The sequence below is a fragment of the Brevibacillus porteri genome (genome assembly GCF_003013475.1).
In the GTDB taxonomy this organism is placed as follows: domain Bacteria; phylum Bacillota; class Bacilli; order Brevibacillales; family Brevibacillaceae; genus Brevibacillus; species Brevibacillus porteri.
Genome location: NZ_PXZO01000093.1, coordinates 1 through 506 on the forward strand (window position 1 = coordinate 1; position 506 = coordinate 506).

Here is a 506-nt window from a genome sequence, read left to right on the forward strand (position 1 = left end):
CGATATGAGCATTCGAGCCACCCGCACCAAAGCTGCTCACCCCCGAGCGCCTTGGAACTTCCTGACCGTCAATAACAGGACGTTTCCACTCTGCCAGCTCTTGCTGTACGACAAACGGAGTCGTGCTGAAATCAATATTCGGATTTAGCACCTCCGCATGCAAGGATGGTGCTAGTTGTCCATGTTTGAGCTGTAGAAGGATTTTCGTTATCCCGGCAATTCCCGCTGCACTCTCACAATGCCCGATATTGGACTTCGCTGATCCGATTGAGCAGAATTGCTTGTCTGTAGTGTACGCTTGGAAGGCTTTTGTCAATCCTGCGATCTCAATTGGATCCCCTAAAGAAGTACCTGTGCCGTGAGCTTCCAAATAACTAATCGTCCGTGGATCAATTCCTGCCTCCTTCAAGGCACGTCCAATTACACTCGCTTGTGCATTCGGATTAGGTACGGTATAACCATTTGTTTTGCCGCCATGGTTAATGGCACTTCCTTTTATCACACCG

1 pseudogene is annotated in these 506 nt (G+C 49.2%); it reads right to left on the reverse strand.

The window, feature by feature from the left end:
- Positions 1–506 (reverse strand): annotated as a pseudogene (locus tag C7R92_RS31850) (polyketide synthase); the annotation flags it as partial.